At 58.8% G+C, this 15,030-nt stretch carries 14 protein-coding genes and 3 pseudogenes; 7 read left to right on the top strand and 10 right to left on the bottom strand.

What is annotated here, in order from left to right; genetic code table 11:
• Window positions 1–82 precede the first annotated feature (82 nt).
• A complete protein-coding gene (locus tag DC363_RS15155; RefSeq protein ID WP_241963042.1) occupies window positions 83–2,026 on the bottom strand; it encodes an excinuclease ABC subunit UvrA in 1,944 nt (647 codons plus the stop codon).
• Between DC363_RS15155 and DC363_RS17200 the strand changes: the two genes are divergently transcribed.
• Complete coding sequence (locus tag DC363_RS17200) at window positions 1,997–2,134, top strand: hypothetical protein (RefSeq protein WP_241963031.1); 138 nt, start codon at window positions 1,997–1,999, stop codon at window positions 2,132–2,134. The genes DC363_RS15155 and DC363_RS17200 overlap by 30 nt on opposite strands.
• Window positions 2,135–2,221: 87 nt before the next feature.
• On the opposite strand, the gene DC363_RS15150 is transcribed toward DC363_RS17200, so the two are convergent.
• The 4 genes and pseudogenes from DC363_RS15150 to DC363_RS17195 all read right to left on the bottom strand — a co-directional run.
• Window positions 2,222–2,737 carry a transporter substrate-binding domain-containing protein gene (locus DC363_RS15150; RefSeq protein ID WP_108642001.1) on the bottom strand — a complete coding sequence of 172 codons (516 nt, stop codon included), beginning with the start codon at window positions 2,735–2,737 and terminating at the stop codon, window positions 2,222–2,224.
• Window positions 2,628–3,242, bottom strand: coding sequence for an ATP-binding cassette domain-containing protein (locus tag DC363_RS15145; protein ID WP_108642000.1), 615 nt, complete (start codon window positions 3,240–3,242; stop codon window positions 2,628–2,630). Before DC363_RS15145 ends, DC363_RS15150 begins: the two co-directional genes overlap by 110 nt.
• Entirely contained in the window at window positions 3,239–3,385 is a 147-nt protein-coding gene (locus tag DC363_RS16895; protein WP_158270890.1) for a hypothetical protein, read from the bottom strand. Before DC363_RS16895 ends, DC363_RS15145 begins: the two co-directional genes overlap by 4 nt.
• Before the next feature lie 108 nt (window positions 3,386–3,493).
• Window positions 3,494–3,541: pseudogene (locus tag DC363_RS17195) on the bottom strand ((2Fe-2S)-binding protein); the annotation flags it as partial.
• A gap of 35 nt (window positions 3,542–3,576) precedes the next feature.
• On the opposite strand from DC363_RS17195, the gene DC363_RS15135 reads away from it, so the two are divergent.
• Window positions 3,577–4,404 (top strand): LysR substrate-binding domain-containing protein, encoded by an 828-nt coding sequence (locus tag DC363_RS15135; RefSeq protein ID WP_108641999.1) that lies wholly within the window; start codon window positions 3,577–3,579, stop codon window positions 4,402–4,404.
• Between the two features lie 43 nt (window positions 4,405–4,447).
• Here DC363_RS15135 and DC363_RS15130 read toward each other — a convergent pair whose 3' ends face one another.
• Together DC363_RS15130 and DC363_RS15125 are read right to left on the bottom strand one after the other, a co-directional pair.
• Window positions 4,448–4,945, bottom strand: a complete 498-nt coding sequence (locus DC363_RS15130; RefSeq protein ID WP_241963030.1) for a VOC family protein — start codon at window positions 4,943–4,945, stop codon at window positions 4,448–4,450.
• A gap of 210 nt (window positions 4,946–5,155) precedes the next feature.
• Complete coding sequence (locus DC363_RS15125; protein ID WP_241963029.1) at window positions 5,156–6,616, bottom strand: phospholipase D-like domain-containing protein; 1,461 nt, start codon at window positions 6,614–6,616, stop codon at window positions 5,156–5,158.
• 425 nt (window positions 6,617–7,041) lie between these two features.
• Between DC363_RS15125 and DC363_RS15120 the strand changes: the two genes are divergently transcribed.
• Both DC363_RS15120 and DC363_RS15115 read left to right on the top strand, forming a co-directional pair.
• The gene (locus tag DC363_RS15120; RefSeq protein WP_108641997.1) at window positions 7,042–8,286 is read left to right on the top strand and encodes a vWA domain-containing protein; all 1,245 of its coding nucleotides are present in this window, start codon (window positions 7,042–7,044) and stop codon (window positions 8,284–8,286) included.
• A 657-nt stretch (window positions 8,287–8,943) separates the two neighbouring features.
• Window positions 8,944–10,989, top strand: coding sequence for an MASE1 domain-containing protein (locus DC363_RS15115; protein ID WP_158270889.1), 2,046 nt, complete (start codon window positions 8,944–8,946; stop codon window positions 10,987–10,989).
• 69 nt (window positions 10,990–11,058) lie between these two features.
• On the opposite strand, the gene DC363_RS15110 is transcribed toward DC363_RS15115, so the two are convergent.
• The gene (locus tag DC363_RS15110) at window positions 11,059–12,039 is read right to left on the bottom strand and encodes a tyrosine-type recombinase/integrase (RefSeq protein WP_108641995.1); all 981 of its coding nucleotides are present in this window, start codon (window positions 12,037–12,039) and stop codon (window positions 11,059–11,061) included.
• 83 nt (window positions 12,040–12,122) lie between these two features.
• On the opposite strand from DC363_RS15110, the gene DC363_RS16890 reads away from it, so the two are divergent.
• Window positions 12,123–12,299: a hypothetical protein gene (locus DC363_RS16890; RefSeq protein WP_158270888.1), complete on the top strand. Its 177-nt coding sequence runs from the start codon at window positions 12,123–12,125 to the stop codon at window positions 12,297–12,299.
• A 63-nt stretch (window positions 12,300–12,362) separates the two neighbouring features.
• Window positions 12,363–12,587 (top strand): annotated as a pseudogene (locus tag DC363_RS17190) (transposase); the annotation flags it as partial.
• Between the two features lie 135 nt (window positions 12,588–12,722).
• On the opposite strand, the gene DC363_RS15100 reads toward DC363_RS17190, so the two are convergent.
• Complete coding sequence (locus DC363_RS15100) at window positions 12,723–13,022, bottom strand: hypothetical protein (protein WP_108641994.1); 300 nt, start codon at window positions 13,020–13,022, stop codon at window positions 12,723–12,725.
• Between the two features lie 165 nt (window positions 13,023–13,187).
• On the opposite strand from DC363_RS15100, the gene DC363_RS15095 reads away from it, so the two are divergent.
• Window positions 13,188–14,429: a MobA/MobL family protein gene (locus DC363_RS15095; protein ID WP_241963028.1), complete on the top strand. Its 1,242-nt coding sequence runs from the start codon at window positions 13,188–13,190 to the stop codon at window positions 14,427–14,429.
• 49 nt (window positions 14,430–14,478) lie between these two features.
• On the opposite strand, the pseudogene DC363_RS17360 reads toward DC363_RS15095, so the two are convergent.
• Window positions 14,479–14,868 (bottom strand): annotated as a pseudogene (locus tag DC363_RS17360) (DNA-binding protein); the annotation flags it as partial.
• Window positions 14,869–15,030: the final 162 nt, after the last annotated feature.

Genomic DNA, 15,030 nt, shown 5'->3' with positions numbered 1-15,030 from the left:
CGTGTCAGTCCCATAGTTCGGCGCCGTCGCCGCAACTCATGCTATCAAAGGAGCGGCATCGCACTGCGATTTGCCTTTTGAACTATGGAAACAGGAACGGCGCAGTTCGGCTGGTCTTTGACTTTGCCACGTCAGTGGGCACGCCCTGTGCTACGATTTCCCCGCCTTCACCGCCTGCGCCGGGGCCGATGTCGATGATCCAGTCGCTGTTTCGGGCAACGTGCATGTTGTGTTCGACGAGAAGCACGGAATTGCTCGCATCGACCAGCCCGTTCAGTTGCGCCATCAGCAAGGTCACATCGGAGGGATGCAATCCGGTTGTCGGCTCGTCGAGGATATAGAGCGTATCGCTGCGGCTGGCGCGTTGCAGCTCTGTGGCAAGCTTGATCCTTTGCGCCTCACCTCCCGAAAGCTCTGTCGCCGGTTGACCAAGGCGGAGGTAGCCAAGCCCGACCTGCAACAGCGCATCGAGGGCGCGCAGCACCGCCACGTCACCGGCAAAGAAATCATGAGCCTGCTCGGCCGTCAGATCGAGCACTTGGGCAATATTTTTGTCCCGATAGGTCACCTCGAACGTCTCGGGGTTATACCGCTGCCCCTGACAGACCGGGCAAGGGGCATAGACGCTGGGCAGGAACAGCAATTCCACGCTGACAAATCCTGCCCCCTCGCAGTTCGGGCAGCGCCCCTTGGCGACGTTGAAGGAAAACCGCCCGACGTCATAACGGCGCGCTTTCGCCGTGGGTGTGGCGGCGAACAATCGGCGCACGTGGTCGAACAGGCCGGTATAGGTCGCAAGGTTCGAGCGCGGCGTGCGTCCGATCGGTTTCTGATCGACTGTGACCAGCCGCCGGACCCCGTTCATACCGGCAACGATCCGTCCGCCTGTCTCGGCCTCCAGGTCCTGCTCGAGCAGCTCCGCCTCGTCATTGGGGGTCTCGATGGTTTGCTTCTGGCCAAGGGCGTCGCCAACGAGTTCGACAAGCGCCTGGGCAACAAGACTGGATTTTCCCGAACCCGACACGCCCGTGACACTTGCCAGAACGCCCAAGGGGAAAGCCACATCCAGAGCCTGCAGATTGTTGCGGGTGACACTTTCGAGCTTCAGCCAACCTTTCGGTTGCCTTGGTGCGCGGGACGGGATGGCCTCCGGCGCGAACAGCGAGCGCGCGGTATGCGAGGTCGTCACGTCCCGCAGCCCCTCAAGCGGGCCGTTGTAGACCACTTCGCCGCCATAGGTCCCGGCATCCGGCCCGATATCCACGATCCAGTCGGCATGGCGGATGACGCTGCCGTCGTGTTCGACCACAAAGAGAGAGTTGCCTGCGCCTTTCAGCTCATCCAGAGCCGCCAGAAGCGCCAGCGTGTCGGAGGGGTGCAGCCCTGCCGATGGTTCATCCAGAACATAGATCACCCCGAACAGTTGCGATCGGATTTGCGTGGCCAGCCGCAGCCGCTGCAACTCGCCCGGCGACAGGGTCGGCGTGCTGCGGTCCTGCGACAGATAGCCAAGCCCGAGATTGGTCAGCGCCTCGACACGGGCCAGAATGTCACCGGCAATGCGCTGTGCCACGATGGTCTGTTCGGGGTGTTGGTCCGACGCCTCGGGGCCGGTCGTCGTGATCCCGCGCAGCTTTTCGGCAAGCGCGCTCAGCGGGAGTTGCGACAGCTCGCCGATATCCAGCCCCGCGAATGTCACCGCCAGCGACTCGCGTTTCAGCTTCTTGCCGTGACACTCCGGACACACGGAAATCTGCATGAATTGCGAGACGCGCTTTTTCGTGCGGTGGCTTTGCGTCGTCGCAAAGGAATGCAGCACATAGCGTTCCGCGCTGGTAAAGGTGCCCATGTAACCGGGGGCCATATCGCGCTGTTGCGCCAGACGGGTCTGCGCCGGGGTGAGACCGGGATAGACCGGCGCCGTGGGCGTCTCGTCCGTGAACAGGATCCAGTCCCGTGTTTTTTGCGGCAAATCCCGCCACGGGATGTCGATGTCATGGCCGAGCGACACGAGGATATCGCGCAGGTTCTGCCCGCCCCAAGCGGGGGGCCAAGCCGCAACGGCACGCTCGCGGATGGTTTTGCTAGCGCCAGCTTGATCGTCATGATCGTGCCGTCGATCAATTGGGTTTGATAGTCCAGAAGCAGGTTCTTCACGTGTCCTTCACAGGGTCACCGGGGCGACAAAGGGCCGCCCCGACGCAGGTTTCATTCCGCAAGATCACTCGCCTTCCGGTCGTCCGCCGTAGATGCCGAAGAGGAAGTATGTGTCGTTTATCTCGGCATAGGTGCCGTTCTCACGCAGCGCCGCAATGGCTTCGTTGAATGCATCGCGCAGCTCTTCCTCGTCCTTGCGCACGGCAATGCCCACGCCTTCGCCGTAGCATTCAACGTCAAGGTGATCCCCGCCGAGGAAGGCGTAGTCCGCCCCTTCGTCGGAGCTGAGGAAGATTTCTTGGGCAATCAGGCTGTCGGACACTTGCGCGTCCACTCGGCCAAGGACGAGATCGCGGAAGACTTCGTCCTGCGAGCCATAGAGCACGATTTCCGCGTCGGGGAACATCTTCTCGGCGTAGCACTGGTGCGTCGCACCGCGCTGGACGCCGATGCGCTTGCCAGCCAGCCCTTCAGGGGTGCCTTCGAACCCGGCATCCGCCGGAGCGACCAGCCGCGCCGGGGTCTGGTAATATTTCTCGGAGAAATCGATCTGGCGACGGCGCTCTTCGGTGATCGACATCGAGGCGACGATGGCGTCGAACTTGCGGGCCTTCAGCGCCACCCGACAGAGGCGCGGGGTAATAGTCCGCCCGGTCCGACAGTCCGATCTTGGCCAGCAGCGCCTCGGCCTTCTCGCGCGCCTGCGCCTTTGCGATGCCCTGAACGTAAAGCGGGCCTTCCATGACGTTTTCCATCACAGTCATATGCGACCACAGGTTGAAGCCCTGAAAGACCATCGCCAGACGGGCACGCATGCCTTCGACCTGCCGCAGAACCTGCGGGACGATCTCGCCCCGGCGGTTCCGCGTCATGCGCATCATCTCGCCGCTCAGCCAGACCTCACGGGCGTTCGGGGTCTCGAGCAGGTTGATGCAGCGCAGGAAGGTGCTTTTGCCGGAACCGGAGGCCCCGAGGATCGCGATGACCTCACCCTTCTGGGCCTCGAGCGAGACACTTTTGATGACCTCATGGGCGCCGAAGCTCTTGTGCAGATCGTTGACTTTCAAAGCGGCGGGAGCGCTCATGCGGGGTCCTCCTTGAGGGATGAGAGTGCGGCCAGCTCGCCCAGAGCGACCGGTTTGATCGGGCTGCGGGCACGGGGCGGGGTGATCGGGGCGCGGTCCGTGACTTCGGCGCGCAACAGGCCGCGCAAGGTGGCGTCGCACATGCGGCCCTGACAGGGGGTCGGGCGCACTCATGCCGCGACCCCATTCGGGCCGCGCAGACCCAATTGGCGCCCCACCACCATTCCTTCGCGCAAGGGCGTCATGTAGGCTTAGGTGTTCGGGGTTCCGTCAACCTCAGCAAGGCAGTCGAAACAGACACCCCTCGTACAAAACGCCGTGCGCGGCGGCCCAGATGTTGGGCACGACGCAGCCCTCGGTCAGCAAGTTGATCGCCGATCTCGAGCACGCGGCCGGCTTTGCGATGTTCCAGCGGCAGGGACGGCAGGTCGTGCCCACGCCGGAAGCCCGGGCGCTGTATGAAGAGGTGGAAAGATCCTTCGTCGGCATGGGAGAGATTTCGCGGGTGATTGAGGATATCCGCGATTTCCGGACCGGAAGCCTGCTCATCGCCGGGATGCCGGCCTTGGCCTTGAAGTTCCTCCCCGACGTTATTGCCGAGTTCATAGCCAATGAGCCGGGCATCGCCGTGTCCCTGCGCACGCGCAGTTCCCCGGCGGTGATGCGTCATCTCAGTTCGCAACAGTTCGACCTGGGCTTTGCGGCTTTGGACAGTGACCACCCCGCCGTTCTGCGCCGCCCGCTGTTCACGGGGCCGATGCTGGCGGTTCTGCCGCGGGGGCATGAGCTTGAGCAGAAGACCGTGCTCGCGCCGAAAGACTTCGATCAGCGCCCGTTCATCGCACTCGGGGCCGAAATCGGCACGCGGACGGAAACAGATGTCTTCTTGTTGCTTGGCGATGCCCGCCCCCGGATCGTCGCCGAGGCGCAATTGTCCGCTTCGATCTGCGAAATGGTGGCAGCGGGCGCCGGGGTCTCGAGTGTCGAACCGGTGACCGCACGGCATTTTGCCGACCTTGGCCGCTGCGTGGTGCGCCCTTTGTCGCCTCCCCAGCCTTTTCGCTACGACCTGCTCCTTCCGGCGACCCGCCAACCGTCGCGCGTCGCGGGGCAGTTTCTGGAACTGGTCAAAGCACGCTTTGAGGCGTTTCCGCGCGTGTGATGACGGTCAATCGGGCACCGGCAGGTGCATGCAATGTGCCATATCAGCCATGCGCAGCCGTATTTTCAGCGGCGGCTTCGAGGGTCGCGATCTCGATCTTGCCCATCTGCATCATGGCCTCGCTCACGCGCCCGACGACTGCAGGATCGTCACTGGCCAGCAGGTCCGGCAACCGCTTCGGCACGATTTGCCAAGACACGCCGAAACGATCCACGACCCAACCACAGCGCCCCGGCTCACCGCCATTCGTGGTCAGCGCGTCCCAAAGCTGGTTCGTCTCGTCCTGATCCTCGGTCAACACTGAGATCGAGGCGGCGGGCGTCAGCTTGTAATGCGGACCTCCTGTCAGGATCATCATCGGCGCGCCGGCCAGTGTGAACTCGACAATCATCGGATCATCCGGTTGACCGTTCTCGCGCACGGCTTCTATCCGGATGTCCGGCACGAGCTTCACATATTCTCGGGCCGCTTCGTGGCCACCTTTCACGAGCCCAGACAGGTCCGCACCTTCGCTGCATGTTCCATTGGTCGGGTCTCCCATGTTTTCGAGTTAGCTTTTTTACCGGAGTTCCACTGTATCTCGTATTGTGCATTCCCGGCCAACTCTTGAGGGTGTGGGATCGGTTCGGCGTCTGGGTTCGGTCGCAACATCCAGCTTTTCTGAACGCTTTTGATCATCACGATCTGCCCAACCTGTTAGACGTTTCATGCGAACAGCTCGCGCGGAGACGTTCAGAAACCCGGCAGGGGTTCAGGTCTGCGACCCGCCGCCGCGCCATCTTCGCCATGCAAGAAAAGCCAGACCGCCCACCAGTGCGCCAGCCGCGATCCCGGTCAAGTGCCGGGGCCGCAGCCCTTCTCCGGCAGAGGTATCTTCTCCTGGTCGATAGCGCGGATCGAGCAGACGTGTATCAGCCAAGAACCCGCCAACCACGCCGTCGGGCCGCGGATCGATCCGGCGCAACCCGCGCCCTGTGGGGGGGTTAAGCGTCTCGATGGCTTTGATCAACGAGCCTTCCGTTCGCAAGGTTTCTTCGAAGACCTCTTGCGCGACGCCGAGATGTTCGGACAGAAGCCGGGCGCGGAATTCGGTGATCAGAGCCTCCGGCCCCTCAATCGCCACGTCGCATTCCGTATCAAACCCCATGGAGCGGTTGTTGAGATTGCTGGACCCAAGCCGAAGGAGGCTGGCGTCACTGATCATGATTTTCGCGTGGATATAGATCGGCTCGTCTTCCACTGTGACCGGATAAAAGATCCGAAACCGGTCCTGATGGTCCGCATCCCGCAGCCTCTCGATCATCCGCCCGCGCAAGACGTGCATTGCATCGTCCTCAAGCTGGGACAGGGCTGCTTCGGGATTGATCACAACGATTTCGGGGCCGCCATCCTGCCGCAGGCGATCTTCCAGCGCGGCGCAAACGGTCTCGGACGCGAAATACTGGGATTCGATATAGATCGCATCGGTCGCCGCCTCGATGCTGTCGAGATAGAGCTGCTCGATCTCGTTGATCAGCGGCTCCCCGTCGTAGGGTGGCTCGGTTCGGGCGATGGCGACATCGACGTCTGTCGCATCCACCTTCAGGGTATCGGGCCAGGTATCGGCCGTCGTGCGCGCGCTCCGCTCCAAGGTGTCGCCTGTCGCACGATGCCAGCGCCGGCGCGACAATTCCGCCAGTGCGGTTGCCACCGGTCCCGTCAGCGCAGATGTCGCATCGTGCCAGGGTTCGGACGGAGAGCCATCCTTGCGCACACGACGCGGATCGTCCGGGAGATGCTCCGACGTGTCCCAACGATTCTCGGTCGCATCGATCCCCCCGCAGAACGCGAGAGTGTCGTCAGCAACGACAATCTTCTGGTGATGGCAGGCTCCGAACGGGTGATGTCCGTCCAAAGCGAAGTGGATGCGATCGCTTCCGAACATGCTGAGCGCGACGGTCGGCGCCCAACGGCCGGGCGCCGCAAGAACCGCGCCGTTCCACTTGAGCAGATAGATATTCAGATCCGGCGCCCGGTCCACAGCGGCTTCAAGAAACGCACCAAGCTGGTTCGGGAACCCGTCGGGCGCAAGCCCCTCATCGTCGCTTTCGCCCGGCAGCATTTCGATCTCGAAGTCGAAGTCCCAACCGATGAACAGCAACTCACGTTCAACGCTAAGAATGACCTTGCGCAGCGCCCGGAAATAATCCGCCGCATCGACGATCAGAGCCATTCTGTCCGCACGCGCCACGCGCCAACAGTTTTCATCAGTCCGAAAGATTGATGCGGGGGTGTCTGAACTCTGCATAGCTGTTTGTACTCGCCTCGGGAATGAACGCAGGAAGGAGGTACGTCGGGGCCAACGTGTTTCAAGTGCGCACCCGCTTTGCACAGGCCATCATGCAGCTGGCCGGGCCGGACCTGGTATCGCCCGATTAGATCCATTCCAACAGGTCACACTGTCCGCCGGCGCCGCGGAGCCCGTTCTGTGGCCTTGCAGCAGCCGGACCGATTAGCTGCGAGGCCTGGCAACAGCTTATTCGCTCATGTCAAAAATCGGTGACTGAAATTGGCTGCTCCCGGAAATTCAAGTCAGAAAGCCCGCGGCACCGTTTCCTGCTTTTCGCCTGCAGGGCAGAACTCTAAGGAATTTATTTGATGTCCCTTCACACGATTGTTGCCGCTGGTGTCTTGTTTGTTTCTCTTGGGTCCAGCGCTGCGATTGCGGATGAAACGGACCTGATGGTGGTCTTTGATGCCTCGGGATCGATGTGGGGGCAGATCGACGGAACAGCAAAGATCGAGATCGCACGCGACGCGTTTGCGGACATCTCGGAGGGATGGCTGCAGTCCGGCCAGTCTGCCGGGCTGATTGCCTATGGCCATCGGCGGGCAGGGGATTGCGACGATATTGAGCTGCTGTCCCGACCGTCCCTCGAAGCTACGGCCGCCATGCCCGCACAGGTCGCGGACCTTTCCCCCCGGGGGAAAACGCCCCTCTCGGCTGCCGTGCGCATGGCCGCGGAAGAACTGAAGTACACGGAAAACGCGGCCACGGTGATCCTGTTATCTGACGGAATTGAAACTTGCGCGATGGACGTCTGTGCCGCGGGCGCCGATCTGGAACGGCTGGGCATCGATTTTACCGCGCATGTCATCGGCTTCGACATTCGCTCCGACGCAGACCGCGCGCAGTTAGAATGCCTTGCTGCGAACACCGGAGGCCAGTATCTTGACGCTGATAGTGCTGAAGCGCTGTCAACTGCGCTGACCCGCGTGAGCGACGCGCCCCCGGCCGAACCTGCAGGCATCGTGTCTGCGCCCATCGTTTTGGCAGAAATGGATAGCACGGCACGGCCGGCGCAGGTCAGCCTTACGGCGCGCGATCATCACAACGGCGAAACCCGTGATCTGGGTGTGCTGCAAGGCGCAGAACAGGTCATCAGCGAGCTGCCGATCAACCTCTCGCCCGGGCGGTGGACCTTCACGGCCACCGGCGACGGGGGCACCGATGAGGTCACCGTTGATCTTGACGCAACGACCGACCGGATCACCATCCCCTTCAGCGCCGACACGGCGGCGTTCGAATACCTCGGCCCGCAGCGTTTCACACAGGGCGAAGACATCGCCTTCCAGCTGCGAAGCCGCAAAGATCTGCAAGATAATGCGACCTTCTATGCCGCCCTTGTTCCGGCAGGAGCGTCCTCATTCGACGAAAACATCTCTTTCGTTTACCGGTTCGGTACCGACGCCAAGACCACCGATCACGCCTTCTATGCGTGGGAATACCCACTCGAGCCCGGACAATACGAGATCGTTCTACAGACCGACGGTGTCTACGACCTTGAACCGAACCTGGGGCGCTTTGAATTCGAGGTAACGCAGGACACCGCGCTTCAATAGGCCACGCCCGGGGATGACGCCCAGACATCACGGCACGCGGAACCTCCTGGCGCGCAGCAGTTCACTTTGTCCGATCCCGGATCCCCGACAAGCGCACATAGAATCCTTTAAACATGACGCTCTTAAGGGCGGCCTCCATCATCAATCCCTTCATGCCGCGTCGTTCCGGATTGACTAACGCTCAGCGCGCGCGGCGGCGTCCCCAAGAGTGCACCCCAAGGACTGGACGCTTGGAAGCAATTTGAAAGCGTCCACGGAGCGAGTCTGAGGTCCAGTTTGTGCGCCCAGCTGGCTCCGACTCTGATCGGGGACACACGCATAAAAATCAACCGTTTAGATGAAGTTGGCTCCGGCGGTAGGGGCCTGAGAAACAGGCCTCAACCTCCAGAATACAAACGAAAAAACGCGTTCGACCGCGGCATGACTCCGCGTGTGACAGCATTTGTGTCATGGTTGTGGGAACGCATGCAAGCGTTATGTGTCAGGCAGGCTTAGATCCACATGGTGCCGTCCTATCTTCACAGCGGAACAAACTATCTCATGCATCCTACCTTCCGCGTTTGCGGCCGGGCTCCTGAAGGACGCTGAGTTAGCGCTTTGTTTTAGCTGCAAGCTGCGTAGTATGTGATTACGCGGCCCATGGGGAAATCAGATGATATGAAGACCAGATCGGACACTCCGACCGCAAGAGAGAGCCTGACCGAAGTGCCAGAGACTGTCGGGCTGGTTCAAAGCAGACCCGCCCCCGCGCAGCTGTTCGCTTTCTACGCAGCCTACATGGTGGCAATGGTATTTGGCAGCTGGGTGCTGGTGATTCCGGACGTATCCATCGTAGTGTGGCCGCCTAACGGAATTGTCCTTGCGGCGCTCTTGACCCAGAACAGACAGGCATGGCCGTGGTGGATTGCGCTTGCTGCTGTGGGCGAGTTGACCGGGAATGTCCTCTGGTTTCATAATTCTATCGGCTGGGCTCTTGGCTATGTTGCGGCCAATTCGGCGGCAGTCTTATTGGCCGCTACGCTCTTGCGGATGAGCCAGAGCGAAGGCTTTTGCTTCAATCGATTGTCTGATGTATTAAGGTTTCTCGTTGTTGGTGTGCTCATAGCCCCTAGCATTAGCGCCACTCTTGGAAGTGCAATCGATGCCTTCGTCGGGAAGCAGCCGTTCACAACGACCTGGCCGCAATGGTGGCTAGGTGATGCAACGGGGATCCTGATCGCAACGCCGCTGATGATATCGCTCATGAATGCATGGCGGAAAAAAGCACGGCCCGAGGGCATGGAAATCTTCGAGGCCGTGGCCATTGCAACTGTTATTTGCCTGCTAAGCGTCTGGGTTTTGTCGACTGGCGCTTCCTATGCTTTCATATTGCCAATGCCGATCGTATGGTCCGCGCTGCGTTTTGAATTCCGTGGGGCCAGCTTTGGGGTGTTGGTGCTGACTACGGCCATTGCGTTCTATGCGCAGAACTTCGATCATCTCTTGAGCGCATCTGTGGTTGGAGCCAGCCATCAGAATATGCTGAGAGCACTGATCTTGGTTGCTGCGGCGACCGGTCTGATTGTTGCAGGGGTTGCTCGCCAACAACGGAACGCGCTTAGAAAGCTGGCGCTAGCCAATCAGCATCTGGAAGACCGGGTTGCCGAGCGCACTCAGGCTATTGAGGCTGCGGAACAAAGGTTCAAAGCCACATTCGAGAATGCCGGTGTCGGCATTGGTATCGTAGGTGGAGACGGAACGCTTATTCAGGTGAACGATAGTCTGGCAGCGATCTTGGGCCGTTGTCCGGATGAGATGGAAGGGCGCAAAATAGAAGATTTTACCCATCCGGAAGATCGCTCAATGATTGATGTCGCTTGGGCCCGGCTTATGGATGGAATGGATGAATACGAGCAAGAGAAGCGCTACCTTAGTAAATCACATGAGATTGTCTGGGGTCATACGACGGTCAGCTGCGTGCGCCGGAAGGACGGCACGATTGACTACCTGATTAAGGTCATTCAAGATGTGACCGAGCGCAAACGATCGGACGCTTTGCGACAATTGCTCGCTCGTGAAGTCAATCACCGAGCGAAAAATCTTCTGGCCATTGTGCAGGTTATCGCCCGTCAGACTGCGAAGCATTCTCCGGACACGTTCGTCCAAACCCTTGGCAAACGGTTGCAGGCGCTAGCGGCCAATCAAGACATTCTGGTCCATAGCGAGTGGAAATCCGTCGACCTGTCCGATCTTATCGCCGGTCAGTTATCTCATTTTGAATCGGTTGCCGATCGGGTTCAATTATCAGGGCAGCCCGTTCAGGTGCCACCCGCCGCTGCACAGGCACTTGGTATGGCAGTGCATGAACTGGCAACCAATGCAGCAAAATACGGCAGTCTCAGCACAGATACAGGCCAGGTCGAGATATCTTGGACCATAGTTGATGATAGCTTTCGCATGATCTGGCGAGAAACGGGTGGGCCCCAAGTCACGCCCCCGGAACGGCAAGGGTTTGGAACCACTGTTCTGGAAAAGATGACCAGCGCTGCGATGCTGGGAGAGGTCGGCATAGACTATGCCTCCGAAGGTTTTATTTGGAAGCTGACCTGTCCGATGTCGTCGCTAGAAGAACCTGACAGGTATGATGCCGAGCGACAAAAAGAAGTTGCGATTGAAACCGCGGCTAGACGCGAAACAACCCACTCCGATCAGCAGATACAATGAGTATCTTACATAGCATTAGGTTCCGCCCAACCAAGGGAGATTAGCTTAATCTAGTCTTTCTTCGTCTGTTCAGTCGACCTCGTTAAAGTGACTGGAGACCTTTGCTGCAGCAGATTGAGACGCTAATATCCTTCGTCCGTATCGGGCAGGCATCTCGGGTGATGACCATCTACCAGCTACCATGATCGACGATAGGTCACATCCGAGCCGAAAGGCATCATGAACACCACCGACACGAGTGCTATGTGCAGAGACATCCGTTCTACCGGTGCATCGTTTGATTATGCGAGACAAAGTAGCCGGATCGAGGGGCTTAATGGTTGCACCAGACTGGGACTTCGTGAGGATTGGGTCGTCCGCTCTTAGGTTCGCCATCTCGATCCATTTAATAACAGCTTCAGATCCTCGCTTAGACAAAAATGCGTATCCGCCCTGACCATTTTGATCGGTCTTAGATCGCGCGACGAATAGGAGGCTACTGCCATCCTCTTGCCTTTGCAGGTCTTTAACACGAAAGGCTACAATTTCCGATGCTCGGCACCAACTGTCTGTAGCGATCCAGAGCACCGCTTTATCACGAATGTCTTGGCGAGAAGCTCCTAGTCGGCCGATTGTCGCGATGACCTCCTTTTTGCAAAGAGGTGGAGCTTGACGGGTCATCGTTCCATACTTCCTCTTGACTGCCTTGAGCGCGAGATCAACCAATCGATGCCGCGTCGGAGAGGGCAAGAATTCTGAACGGTGAAGCTCAGCAATCGCCCACAGCCGCGTTTCAATCGTATTCGCCGCAAGTTTTCCGCCCATCGCATCAATCCAAGCTGCAACCGTTCGCGGTTCGATCGGAAGCGTTGCGCAGTGGCCTTCGCGGTGACACCACTCAGTGAAAAGCCGTATGGTCATTCTGTAGTTGCGCAGGGTTGAAGCAGCAAACGCTGCCTCAGAACGCTTGCGGTATTCCGCAATAAGCGCTTGGCGCCTGCTGGTTGGCACAGTAGAGAGCTTGCTGATCAACTCAACCCGCACCGATTGTCGATCAAACTGGGAGGCCATATGATACCCTCCAAATAGTCATCTTAACATTTTTTTAACCCTTTTGCACTCTCATGATCTGAGACAGCTTGAGAGGACCTATCGTGCGCGAGAAAACCGATAACGACAGACTGACGATGCTAGAAGATGCTTTGCTGGAATACGTGGGGCGATACGGTCTAACCCCGCGCGCAAGAGCTGCCTTCGAACTCTCAACCGAAAAAGGAACAGAAACCGTTTTGACATCAGCCGGGCAGGAAAAGGCGACGCAGCAGACATAGGGTCAGGACCCATTGATTTTCGGCTGATAGCATGATTCACGGCTCAAACACCAAGTGGTGAACATGTCTGTTTTTTTCTGGTTGAGTGACACGCAGATGGCGCGTCTTGAACCCTATTTCCTCAAGTCCCACGGTAGCCGCGAATCGATGATCGGCGAGTGCTCAGTGGCATTATTTTATCTCAATAGGTTGCGTTGATGCGACACGCTTGCGGAATAAGGGCCGCACAACACGCTCTACAACCGCGGGAAGCGCTGGAGCGATAGGAGTGACTTTGCCCGTATGATGTCGCAACCTGTGCCGAACGGCGTAATCACCAACCGAGCTCCGGTCGCGGCCGGATGAAAGTTCAGTGGCAGGTCACTGGCTATCATCACTCCTTCCGTCAACTACATTCGGCTATCAATGATAATTCTCTTCACTTCAATCGCCTTGCTCCAACGAAGGTGCATCAATGATCAGTCCTAAAAACTCTCGATCGCTCTTTCTGGTAACTTGATCGTTCAGCGTCTTCAGCATGTGCGTCGCTCGTTTAGCGTCTTTCATCCTTTGTTCATCGCTCTTGCCCCGTTCAACCTGTAAGTATTTCACGATATTCAAGAACGCCGCACCGTAGATTATTTTGCGGCGTGTGTCATCGCGGCGCTCCTGTTTGCGAGCAATCGACTTGAGGTCGTTCAGCCTAGCTTGCGCTTGGCTAATACGGGTATCAATGTCTTTCATCGGGGTCTCTCCTTTCGTGATCTGAACAGGAGATGCGACCCATGCACGGGGTCCGCTCCAAAAAAATCGACGTCGGCCGTCTGCCTCGTCTGCCGCAGGCGAGCGCGCAGTTACGCAAACTGAAGTTTGCCTGAGCGCCTGGCCGGCGGGGCTGAAGGAGCGGATGTGAGGTTCGGGTCCAACATCCACTGCATGATACATCCAGCAAGTCGACTTGAGGTCGTCGTTCATTCCCGAGCCGATGGTCGGAGTGCCGTCAAATCGGCTGCTTACTGCGCCCGCGCGTCCTACCGGGACGAGCGGCTGGGCAAGCGATTTCGAGCGGGCAAGAGAGGCGGGCTCCTATCCCATGAATTGATCAATTGGGACGGCGACGCGGCCACGCTTTGGAACCGTGCCGAGAAGGCTGAAACCCGCAGCAACGCGCGGGTCATCAGAGAGCTTCGCCCCAGCCTGCCTGCCGAGCTACCGCTCGACGAGCAGGTGAGGCTCGTTCGTGGGTTTAGCCTTTGGCTCCGAGATACGTATGGCGTTGCTGTGCAAGCCGACCTTCATGCGCCAAGGTTTCACGATCTGAAACGAGAGCAGCTTCATCAGGCGGGAAAGCTCGCGATGTCGCTCGAAGCCTACATGGAATGCCTTTTCGATGCCAAGCAGAGCAATCGCAATTTCCACGCTCACATCCTGATGACAACGCGCGAGGTATGCTCGGACACTGGTTCGTTTGGTGCCAAGACCCGAGTGCTCGATGATGTAAAGACAGGCCCGAACGAGCTCCTTCGGATGCGACAAGAGTGGGAGAAACGAACCAATGCATCACTGGAGCGCGTCGGATCGGCTGCACGGGTCGATCTGCGCTCCTACAAGTCCATGGCTGCTGCTGGGGATGCACCAGAGGGGCTGATCGCCCAGGATCATCTTGGACCCCGCCGCGCTGCTCGATCAAGGCGGCTCAAAGAGCAGGGGGGTGATGACAGTGCTGCTGGACGGCGCCGAGAGGCCATCCAGAAGCTTAATGGGTTGGCATGGAAATCCTGGCTACAACTGCGGGCCCTGGAACGTGAAAAGTCTCGTGACGCCGCAAAGGTCGTGGCACGCGAGCGGGAGGAAGCGCGCAAGAAAGAAGCCGACGCGCAACGGCGCCGGCTTCAAGATGTTCAAACGGGCGAGGAGGCAGAAGCGGCTCTCGCACAAGCAAACCAGTTTGACAGCACTAAGACCGGGTCCGCTCTTGCTGAGGCGATTTCTTGGGCCTCGCGGAAGGCTGACGCGCCGTCTTCTGAGCAGGACGATGAGTTCTCGGAAGAGGTCGATCTGGAGTCTTTCGAGCCGCCACCGGGGCCACCGGCGCCGGAGCCGGTTTTGCAGATACAGATCGTTCGTGTGCGCGGTCCGCGTTCTCGCTAACGTGTTCTTCCTCTTCTGTGGCACAAAATTCGTCGAGGCGTTCAGTCAAATAGGCAATCTCGGCCTCTAGTGCCTGCACCTTCTTGGCGTTTGCCTTCTCAAGCAACACAAAATCACGCTCACGAATAGCGAATTGTCGAACACTCTGCTCGGTCATCCGAGAAATCTGTGCCTGGACGAGATCCCGCATTGATTTTTCGAGCCCGACGATGGCTTGGTCGATCTGTTCCTGAACTTCATCCGGCAATGGGTCATCGTTGGACTGTTCTTCTTCCCGAGTGGCGCAGTGGGCCTCCCACAGATTCCTCACCCTCGAATACTTCCCTTTGCCGCCAAGCTCCTTGTGGATGTCGGTCGCTGAAACCTCGCTGCCACGACGCAACAGCAGGTTCTCCCCGGCTTCTATGATTTCGGCGTTGGTATATATTGGTTTTCGCATCATTTTCTCCTGTGTTTTTCGTTACAGGATGTATGTGGTTCCGCTCGCCAAAACTCGGAAACCAACTTACAAACTTTTTTCGCGCGTGAACTGGCCCCCATTTCGACCGGACACCTTGGACTGACCAAGGAGGCTTAAGGATAGCCTTAAGCACATGCTTAT

Source organism: Thalassorhabdomicrobium marinisediminis, assembly GCF_003072065.1.
Taxonomy (GTDB): Bacteria; Pseudomonadota; Alphaproteobacteria; order Rhodobacterales; family Rhodobacteraceae; genus Octadecabacter; species Octadecabacter marinisediminis.
This window is presented reverse-complemented; position numbering and strand designations above follow the sequence as displayed.